Source organism: Microcoleus sp. B3-A4 (assembly GCF_036705385.1).
In the GTDB taxonomy this organism is placed as follows: Bacteria; Cyanobacteriota; Cyanobacteriia; order Cyanobacteriales; family Microcoleaceae; genus Microcoleus.
Map to the genome: position 1 here is coordinate 1 of NZ_JAUBUI010000134.1, position 10,527 is coordinate 10,527.

Below are 10,527 nucleotides of genomic sequence, written 5' to 3' on the forward strand. Positions count from 1 at the left end.
CGATCGCTGGCAACTTTTGGGCGAGCGAAACTGTTTCTTTGATTCATAACGGGCGTGCGGCGCCCGTGGAACGCTCTTTAGAGGACTTTAGCTATGAGACGGGGGTTTTTAACCGCCGGCGGGCTGGGGCGCAAAACGAAAATTCGATCGCACTGACATCTTGCACTATTTTGGAAACCAGGCAAAAAGCCTGTTCCACTGATAGTTCAATTTTATTGTGGCGTGGGCCCCAGAGCCCGCCCCTAAAAGGCTTATTGGCAATGGTGCAAGATTTGAGATCGCACTTTGACCGAAAGCATCCAGGATACAAGCCCCCGAATTTATCCGTGGGGTCAATGCTTCAATTCTTTAATCTAAAATCTAAAATCGATTGACAGCCTTAACCACAATTCGATCGCCCTCTCTACATTCTAGATTCCGGTGGTTGAAACCGAGCCTAGACAAACAAAGTCTGCCTGGGCGGGCTGGGAAATACATCGCATACGATCGCGATCACTGTTTTTGGGTGATCGAATTCACTCTGGCTCTGGCGACTGACATTTTAATTTAACTAGATTAGAGTGGAGTTAGGAAGATCTAATTCGTGCGGGGCAAATCTTTCGCTGAAAAATATATTATCGGCGGCGATTTTGGTTGCGGGTTTGTGGGTTTTATTTTTCAGCCAAGGTACAGATTTAAATTTGTGCAAGAGGCTGATATGGAAGTTGCAAAAAATGGGAACAATAAAGATGGGATTGTACTGTCGAGCAGTAACTACCTGCAATACCATCTCTGAAATTATTCAGGAAGGCGTCAATGTTTAAGAGCAAATTATCCAAAGTTATCGTATCCCTGCTGCGGCGGATTGCTGGTGTTACCAGATCCGGGGCCAAGCGGCTGATGAGAGCAATGCTGCAAACCCTGATGGCTATGGGCCGGAGGGCGAGACTACCGATGGCGGGGTTTGTGCTGCCGACGGTGACGATGGTGTTGCTGGTAGTGATTTTGTTGACGGTGGCGATTACGCTGCGATCGTTCGATCGGGCTAATACGGCGCGTAACGTGCGCGTGAACCAGCAGGTGCTGGCGGCCGCGACTCCCGCGCTCGATCGGGCGAAAGCAAAAATTCAGTTCCTGCTGTACGAAGACCCGCAAAAACCGACTGCGACTCCATCCGATGAAAATATATACAGCAGGCTGGCCAACGCTACAGGTGGTACGGATCTTTACACATTTGGGGGAGAGGAACGGCTGATACTTAGATCCGATCTTAGTGTTCCCACAAATGGCATAAATCCAGACAATCCTCGAAATCCAATTATTAACCCAACAACAAATTTAGAAAATGAAGCTATAAATACTGCTTGGAGATATCCAGTCGATACCGATAACGATGGATTTTTTGACACTTTTACTCTCTACGGAATATTCTCCCGCACCCCCGCACGCAGTAATGTCGCCCCAACTGTAGGCGACTTCACAAGACCGAGAAGACCGATCGAAGCCAGAACCCCACCAATGTCGGGGAATGCAACCCCTGCCTGTGCCAGGGGTGGAGGTACAGTTGCTAGTTTGGTGGGCAACCTCGGTTGGTACAAAACCGACGACGGTCTACTGAAAAAGAGCTTTTTTGTTTATACGGTTAATGTACCAATTACAGCCGCCCAAGCAGGTTCCCTGGGTGCAACTTATCAAGCCTTTAAAGGTACCACCAGCATTTCGGCCCTTGAATACCAGCAAGACCAAAGCCGCATTCCCCTCGCCAACAACGCGGCAGTTTATGAAGACGATCTAGATATATCGCCGGGACCTCGGCTGAATCTGAACGGGGGTATACTTACAAATAGCAATTTGCTGGTATCAGGGACGGGTGTTCCAGATAATGGCATAAAACTGTATCAACTCAGCAGCCCAGAGTCCTGTTTTTACAACCAGGAAAATAGCAAAATTACGGTGGGAGGAAATGTAGTCAGCGGATGGTCGGGCAGCACAACACCCAGGAATCCCGTAATCGTAGATCTTTTTCGGACAAAATCTAGTCTTCCAGGAGTCGGCGGCCGAACTCAAGCGATGCAAACTGCAGCCCAAAACATTAGCCCCGCCAATCAATCCGCCACTGGAAATAACAGCTTACAGGTACTTTATAACAATGCTGCCTATACAGCCCGCCTCTCTATGCTTGTAGCAGCAAGAAGGGGACAAAACCCTCCCGATGAAGATGTTGAGCCTGTAGCCGCAGACGATCCATTTTCGGTGCGAAATAAACCGGACACCCAAACTCGCAAACAAGCGCTGGAAGAACATTTTAAACAGACACTCCGGAAGGTTCCTTTTGCTGAAGTAGGGCCGGCCGCACCGACAAACAACCCAACTCTAGGTTACAGCCTTCCCTGGTCGCCACCGCTACCGCCAGAAACACCGGGGGCATTGCCTATTCAAGGTAATGGCGACGATCTGCGACCTCCCGACGCATGGAGCATTCCCGATCCCACGGCAACCAACATTCAACTTACAACAAGCCAGCTACAAGCAACAGACCCTTCAACACAGCCAGAACAAGAACCACTGTTGGGCGATCGCGTAGTGGTGGGCAATAACTTACCGGCCCTGAGATGGGACGCCGCCGATGGCAAATTGGTCAGCAAGCCCCAAGACATTCCGGGTGCAACCTGGACGGGCAGCGCTACACAGCGTACCAGAGCGCCGAGGGTGACAAAGCTGGCTGACGTGGGAGCGACCGACCGCAGCGGTTTCTGGGAAGGTGAAGCTGCCCGAGTACCTGTCAATCCCCTGGATGGCAATGGTGGTCTGCGCGTCATCACCGGTGCAGGGGTTTACGAGCGCAGAAATTCTTTTCTGCCACCCCCCAGTTGGCAAGATCCTTTAAATCCTGGTGTGACCAAGGGGGGGGAATCAAACCCGGCTGATACTTACGACGACCCAACAACAACAGGAGTTATTGAGGCTTACCCTGTTGTGTGGCCCGATACCATGCCGATGTCGCCTCTGGGCCCGGGGTCTCAGGTGTATGACAACAATGCGTTGAGTTGGACTGCATTGCCTGGAGCGCCAGTAGGAGCGGCACCTTTCCCCCCAGGAGGGCTAACACAAGCAGGACTGCCTGCTGCTGCAACTCCTACCATCGACCCGAATACTCCCCAGTATGCCAAGGGGGATTTGCGGATGCGGGCGACAGTAGTTTATCACTATGCAAACAGTCCGACTGCAGCGGGAACTTTCAATGAAACGCCACTGGCCTGCATCAGCAGTTATTACGACCCCAGCACTGCTTCTACAGCCAGAAATCGAGTGGGACTTCCTGATGTCAGCGGTCAAACCACATTAGGGGTTCGCGGCACTCAAGTTGGCTCTAACAACGGGGTAGTCTATGGCGTCAATGGAATAGTAGCAGGGAGAGCGATCGGTCCTTTGGCACCCGTAAACGGTTTGTTCCCCGGAGCTAGTGATTTAGTACGGCAAGCTAACTTAGTATTCCCCGACGGTCGGTTTGTCAACCCGCTGTTGAGAAAGGCTCTCGCAAGCGCTCCGGCAGATCGCTCTTTGGCAGAAACAGCCGCTATTGATTCAACTAATTGCGCTCTACAAATTCTGCGCGGCGCCGCTCCAGCTCCCGGACTTATTCCTGATGGCGCCAATAATAGCGCAGCTATAAAAGAAGTAGCGTTTTTGAATGCTAGAGAAATTAAGGCGGTCGATCGCGATGACTGGCAGACCCCCAACGTTAACGAAGCATTTACGCTCAGCAGTCCGCTAAGAGATGTTAGCCCAACATCACGAGCAGCGAGCCTAACCGGACAGTACAACCTGCCTTTAGAAGAACGGGAACCCTTAGAAGTTCGCGCCACTCAAATAGACCTCAATGTATTGCGGAGCACCGCAATTGGAGCGGGAGAGTATTTACTGCCCAACAGCGGGATTATCTATGCCAGCCGAGATGATGCGCTGCCCGATATCAGCTCCCGCATACCCGCTGCAGGAGGCACAAGCATAGATGAAGCAAGGAGCGCATCGGTCAGTCCTACGGACTCCCGACTTGACCCCACCCGCAAGCCTAACGGGATTCTGCTCGTTAACGGTAACCAGCTAGCTCGAAGCCCCGGCATAGGAACTAATCCTAGTGTCTTGCAGGTGGTAAGGGAAAAAGGACTAACTTTGGCATCTAATTTGCCCGTCTATATTCAAGGAAATTTCAACCGTCACACTCAAGAAGAGTTTACTCAGGCTCTGAATTGGACTACTTTCTACGATCGCCAAACCCTCAATCCAAACTTTGCCTGTCGCCAAAACGACCCCAGAGTCAGCGGATGTACGACCGGCGACGATTGGCGTCCCGCAAACGTACTGTCAGATGCAGTCACTTTACTCTCTGCAAATTACCGTTTTGGCTTCCGCAACGAGGGAGATTTCGACCTGAGAAACAATGCCGGTGCTGCTGCTGTATTTCCTCGCAAACAACAAGGATTTTACAGCAATAACTTTGTTACCAACGGACTATCGAGTCGCGCATTCTCTGCTACTGGTGGCATACCGGGGACAGCACTTTTAGACAGTGACTACGTGACGAATATAAACGCTCTTAGAAGTTCTTACTTCAACAACTTCGTCACCCCCGTGCAGCGGCGCGGGCAGTTCCCAGAGTATTTAATGGAAGTTTGCATAAAACTGCCGGTTTCTGCGTGTACTGATAACGACTGGTTCGTCGATCCACAAAATAACACCTTTGCAAATGTGGGTGTGCCATCTGCCCAGTGGCTAGCCGGAACAACTGTTGTTCCCCCAGCGCCTCAATATCAACGCTTTCCCCGCCGAGTTGCTTTTCAAAGAAACCGCCCTACAAATGCCAATCTGGTGCTAGATGCAAATAACAATCCAACGCCTTTAGGAATTACTGGCGGAAATAATGTTGTACTCGGCGTAGGCGATAGACAAGCTAATTCTTTGTGGTTTGCAACGACTGCAGCCTCTGGCGGTACTCCCGTAACCTACGGCGTAGACAATTTCCCGTATGTATTCAACCGCAGCCGGATTGACAGCACCGGTGCAGTGCTACCAGTTTTAGCCCCAGCATCAGCCGGGACAAATGGCTCGCAGCCGCTGCTGATACCGGTCTTGCAAACTCAAACTGTGGGGCCAGCGGTTGCAAATAATAACGCACCTCCAGGCGATCGGGTCGTGCAAGTGACGGGGTGGATACCGCAGGCTGTGGCCACAACATTCAATCTGATTGTAGGCTCGAATGACACTCCTTCCCGATCATTAAGCAACAACGTTGGTGACTTTAACGGCGGGCTGCAAAACTTGCCGAGGTTTTTGGAGAACTGGGGGAACATTCCCAACAACATTCAAGGTAGTTTTATTCAGTTCAACCGCAGTGCCTACAGCACCGCACCCTACCTCCCGGTTCTTGATCCGGCGGCTCCCGAACAGACAGCTCAAAGCACTAAGTTGCTGAGCCTGTTTGCGCCGCCGGGATTTGCACCCCTACCGGCCTTTCCCGCGGTACCTGCTAGATTCGTTCTCGCTAACCCTCCTGAAGCTGGCTATAGAACTTCCGTCGGCAACATTCCCGGTGTAAATAATCTGGGTAGGATTCCCTTCTTTGTTCCCCCTATCAGGAACTGGGGTTATGACGTGGGCCTGGTATCTCAGTCGCCTGACTTGTTTACCCAAAGGTTCACTGCTCCTCCTGCACAGTCTACCCCGGATGAGTATTTCCGGGAAGTACCCCGAAATGACCCGTGGGTAGAAACTTTGATGTGTGCGGAAGTTCCCCAAGCGGCGTCGAATACCTCCGGCCCACCTGCTATACCTGCTACCAATCCCAATCGCCCAGCAGTTTGTCCTCCAAACCTTTAACTTTCGGCAGAGCAATTACCGGAGACTTCTATATGACAGACCAACAACGACAACAAAATGTATCCAAGTCGCGAGATGGCGGCTACACGATTATCGAGTCGTTGGTAGCGATGATTGTGGTTTCGGTGCTGATGATCGCCATCGCCCCCGTGATGGCATTCTCAGTAGCGACTCGCGTACAAGCGCGGCGGATGGAACTCGCCACCCAGGCGGCGAGAGCTTACATCGACGCTCTCAGAACGGGGGCGATTAAATCGGCAGATACAGGGTTTCCTGCGCCCGGAAACCCTATCGCTCCTCCTACTGCCTCTAATAATTTGTACTGTGTTGACTTGGATGAAGACCCCAACTGTTCTGATAGCAGTAAAAAAGACTTTTACGTTCAGGGTGTTCGTCCCGCAGCTACAGGAAACACTGCCACAAACACAGGCTATGATCTGACTGTTCGGGTTTACCGGGCGGATGCTTTTTCTTCTCCGGGTACGATGAAAATTGAACAGCAATCAGTTGCTAATTCGGGTCTTGGCAACCCCAAAGCGCCTTTGGTGGTAATGAAAACACAAATTCCCCCTACTACAGAAGGAGGTGCTTCTGCATATCGATCGCTCTGTGATCGAACCAGTGGCTGTCAATAACGATCGCAGGAACTTCGATTAAATTTAAAATTCCTCCCCCCATTTGACAAAGGAAACAGTCAAAATGAAAACTTTACTCAGGTTGCTTCTAAAAACTCAGCACCCGCGAAACCGCTCTGGCTCCGCCCAAACAGAAAAGGGCATGACTCTGGTCGAGCTATTGGTTGGAGCAATTATGGCGTTTTTAATCATTACGCCGATGCTCGGTTTTGTAGTCGATATGCTGAATACCGACAGGAGGGAACAAGTAAAGTCAAACACCGAGCAAGACATTCAGGCAGCGGTGGATTTCATCGCCCAAGATTTGAGTCAAGCGATGTATATTTACGACAATAGAGCGCTAAATGGACCTACTGGCCCTAACGAACAGATTGTTGGACCCCAGCTTCCTCCAAATGCAAATGGAACACCAATTTTGGTATTTTGGAAGCGCCAGCAGCTCAAAAATTCTCTTCCTATTAATCCCACTGTTGCTGCTAGTGTCAAACCCATAAATTGCGATGCTCAGAATCCCCGTCAATGCAACGACACCTACGTACTTTCTTTAGTTGCTTACTACCAAATTAGAGATAACAACTCTACTTGGTGTCAGCCGGCTGGAGGGAATTGTCCTACCCGTATTGTCCGCTATGAAATTAGGGATGGAATCGATCGACTGATAGACCCATCAGTTCCAGGTGGTGCGGCCACTTACGGTACTGGCAACACAACAACTGCTCAGCAAACAGATCCTGCTTTTAATACTTCCACTGACGCTGTTCCAGCTACAAGTTTTAGCCTAAACAATCCAACAGTTAATGTGACAAATCCAACGGGATTGGCAAATCCACGGTCAGGGGCACAAAACCCTCAAGTGCTGGTTAATTATATAGACAACAGTACACAGAATGTTCCGGTTCCGACAGGAGCAAATTGTCAAACTCTTCTGGGTTTTGTCCCGCCCGCAGTAACACCGGCAGGAACACCAGCATTCGTTCCCGATCATTTACTCATAACCGACAGGTCAGGCAATTCAGCTCATAGCTTCTACGCTTGTGTTGATACATCTAAAAACATAGCCAGAGTTAGTATCAGAGGAAACAGCCTGCGTCGCCTTCAACCCAACGATACTGCTTACAACCCCAACAAATCGGCATTTTTCCCAACAGCAACCGTTCAAGTACAAGGTCTCGGTGCAGTAGGACAATAACTTATGTTTGAAACAGATTTCCGACTCGCGGCACTAGCACATAAAACAGGAGAGTAAAATGAAAACCCCAATATTATTAAAAGTTTTGCAGATTTCTGCAACAAAAGCAAACCCCAATTACAAAAATACTGCATCCAGAAAGGGCGATCAGGGATTCACCCTTCTAGAATTGCTGGTGATAGGGTTAATCGTAGGTATATTAAGCTCGATCGCCGCTCCAAGCTGGGAGGCATTCATCAACAGACAAAGAGTTCGCACTGTGAACGATCGCGTTTTCCAATCATTACGTCTTGCACAAAGCGAAGCAAAACGAACTAAGCGCGATGTCACAGTTACATTTTCTGCCCCATCTGTCGATCCGCCAACAGTCACGTTTAACCCCCCACTAGGTACGGGTGGTAGTACGCAGACGTTAAATGCTGGAGGCGAAATCAAACCTGGTACTATTGCGCTTACCGTTAATACACCTGCGGCTCCTACCACGCCTCCAAACTCGATCGTTTTTGATTACCAAGGCAATCTCACCACAGGTATAACTCCATTTTATGTCACAGTTGCTCCATCTCGCGGCGGTACAAAGCAGTGTGTAATTGTGGACACCCTTCTAGGAGGAATGAGAACAGATGAAGGGACATTCGATACCTCAACAGGAAAGGGTTGCAAGTAGCCCCCTTGATATTTTTTAATCCATAACATCAATTCCGCATAAATGCAGAATTGCTAAAACATATTAACTTAAATTATTTTATATTTCAAATCCTATTAAAACAGTCAAAATATGCAGCTAGAACTAAAACAAATAATCATCCAGCCAGGAAATCAACTATTACTCAAAGACATAACCTGGTCGATGTTTGAAACTCTACTAACAGAATTGGGAGAAAGTCGCGCATCCAGACTTTCCTACAGCAAAGGAACATTAGAAATCATGGTTCCCCTACCCGAACACGAAATTGGTAAAGTCCTGATTGGTAACTTAGTCGAAGCACTACTCGAAGAACTTGGTATTGAATTTTGGTCTCTAGGTTCCACCACCTTCAAAAATCAAAAAATGGCTCAAGGAGTAGAACCAGATACCTGTTTTTACATCCAAAACGAAGCCGCAGTCAGAGGCAAAAGCCGCATCGACATAGAAACAGACCCACCTCCCGATTTAGCCATAGAAATCGACCTCACCTCCCGCACTCAGTTCAACAACTACGAAGCATTAGGAGTTCCCGAATTGTGGCGCTACAACGGCCGCAACCTGCAAATCAGCGTATTGCAAAATGGAAAATACATACAGTCCGATCGCAGTCTCCAGTTTCCCAACTCCCCCATCACCGAGCTCATCCCCCAATATTTAGAACAAAGCAAAACAGCCGGCAGAAACGTCGCGATGAAAGCCTTTCGATCTTGGGTAAAAGCGCAAATTTAGCGGGGCGATGACAAAATTGCTGTAGGGAAACCGCACTACCGTTTCCTGACAGCCGTTTCCTTACCTGCTTTTTTAAATTGGTGAGGACTCAGACCAACTATCACAAATAGGGGTTAAATTTTAGGTATGTACTTACGCTCGAATCGCTCTTAAGCTTAGGGGAGAGCGCTAAAGCGCAACAACATACCTTCGGGCGATTTATGCGGGCGATTTATGCGGGCGATTTATGCGGGCGATTTATGCGATCGGGCGATGACAAAATTGCTGTAGGGAAACCGCACAACCGTTTCTTGACTACCGTTTCCTTACCCGCTTTTGTAAATTTGCATAAATTTTCAGTAAATACCGATCTATACACTCCCCAAACCCAAAGTTAAAATATAGCCAATAAAAAATAGCTCCTCCTAGCTGTTTTTTTTGCCCGCTAAATATCAGGGAGTGCATCTACGTGTCAATATATAAAACGCTCAAAGGCAGAGCCACTACACCTGCCGCAGGTTTTACAATGATTGAGCTATTGATAATTATATTAATCATAGGAATATTTAGTGCGATCGTCACCCCCTCCTGGCTGATGTTCATCAACAACCAGCGTTTAAAAGCATCGCTCGATCGAGCTTATTGGGCAATGGAACTCGCACACAGCAACGCCAAACGCGACAAAATTTCATGGCAAGCCAGCTTCAAAGAAGTAGGAGAAAACGTACAAATAGCAGTTCACCCAGCCGACATTTCCCCAGCCCAAGTACCAGCCAGTCAATGGAAAAACCTAGAACCGCAAATTAAAATAGATCCAGATGAAACAACAGTGCTCCAAGTAAATGAAAACAACGAGCAAAAAACAAACGGCACAATCCGGCGAGTCATGTTCAACCATCGAGGTTGCCCCGTATCTCGAAGCGACCACGACTGCACCCTAACGAGTATAAGAGCCAAAGGAACCCTAACGCTATATCATCCCAACTTAAGAAACAGCCAACGCTGCATCATCATTTCCACTCTCCTAGGACATAAACGCACCTCCAAAAGACAATCAACACGCAACGAAAACCAAAGATATTGTTACTGACAGGGCGATCAATAATTTTGGGGGTAGGGAAACGGCATAGCCGTGTCCTCAATAGCCGTGTTGTCGATCGTTACATCCTCGGGGGCGATCGCCCGGAACCCCGCAAGCTACGATTATTTTGGAGTAGGGAAACGGCATTGCCGTGTCCTTAATATCCTTGTTGTCGATGCTTATATGCGATCGCGCGAGCGATTATTTTGGGGTAGGGAAACGGCATTGCCGTGTCCGACTTTGCCTTGTTGTCGATCGTCAAATTCGATCGTCAATTCCTGACGCCACATCTCATATCATGTCCGGTAGTACAACCATAGTAAAATAGCTAAGTATACCCTTTGTAAAAAGCATCCTATCTAACCAATGC

Annotated in this window: 8 protein-coding genes; all 8 read left to right on the forward strand. The window is 48.9% G+C overall.

Annotated features, from left to right (window positions below; translation table 11 throughout):
• Window positions 1-374 (forward strand): hypothetical protein (locus tag QUB33_RS27940; protein ID WP_333357408.1); only part of this gene is annotated, 374 nt, incomplete at its 5' end.
• Window positions 371-550, forward strand: a complete 180-nt coding sequence (locus tag QUB33_RS27945; protein WP_333357412.1) for a hypothetical protein — start codon at window positions 371-373, stop codon at window positions 548-550. The genes QUB33_RS27940 and QUB33_RS27945, both read left to right, overlap by 4 nt.
• Before the next feature lie 245 nt (window positions 551-795).
• Entirely contained in the window at window positions 796-5,856 is a 5,061-nt protein-coding gene (hpsA, locus tag QUB33_RS27950; RefSeq protein WP_333357415.1) for a hormogonium polysaccharide biosynthesis protein HpsA, read from the forward strand.
• Window positions 5,857-5,888: 32 nt separating this feature from the next.
• Window positions 5,889-6,491, forward strand: coding sequence for a prepilin-type N-terminal cleavage/methylation domain-containing protein (locus QUB33_RS27955; RefSeq protein WP_333357418.1), 603 nt, complete (start codon window positions 5,889-5,891; stop codon window positions 6,489-6,491).
• 64 nt (window positions 6,492-6,555) lie between these two features.
• Window positions 6,556-7,680 carry a hormogonium polysaccharide secretion pseudopilin HpsC gene (hpsC, locus tag QUB33_RS27960; RefSeq protein WP_333357422.1) on the forward strand — a complete coding sequence of 375 codons (1,125 nt, stop codon included), beginning with the start codon at window positions 6,556-6,558 and terminating at the stop codon, window positions 7,678-7,680.
• 58 nt (window positions 7,681-7,738) lie between these two features.
• Window positions 7,739-8,347: a GspH/FimT family pseudopilin gene (locus QUB33_RS27965; protein ID WP_333357426.1), complete on the forward strand. Its 609-nt coding sequence runs from the start codon at window positions 7,739-7,741 to the stop codon at window positions 8,345-8,347.
• 111 nt (window positions 8,348-8,458) lie between these two features.
• Window positions 8,459-9,097: a Uma2 family endonuclease gene (locus QUB33_RS27970; RefSeq protein ID WP_333357429.1), complete on the forward strand. Its 639-nt coding sequence runs from the start codon at window positions 8,459-8,461 to the stop codon at window positions 9,095-9,097.
• Between the two features lie 448 nt (window positions 9,098-9,545).
• Complete coding sequence (locus QUB33_RS27975) at window positions 9,546-10,166, forward strand: prepilin-type N-terminal cleavage/methylation domain-containing protein (RefSeq protein ID WP_333357432.1); 621 nt, start codon at window positions 9,546-9,548, stop codon at window positions 10,164-10,166.
• The last annotated feature ends 361 nt before the right edge of the window (window positions 10,167-10,527 follow it).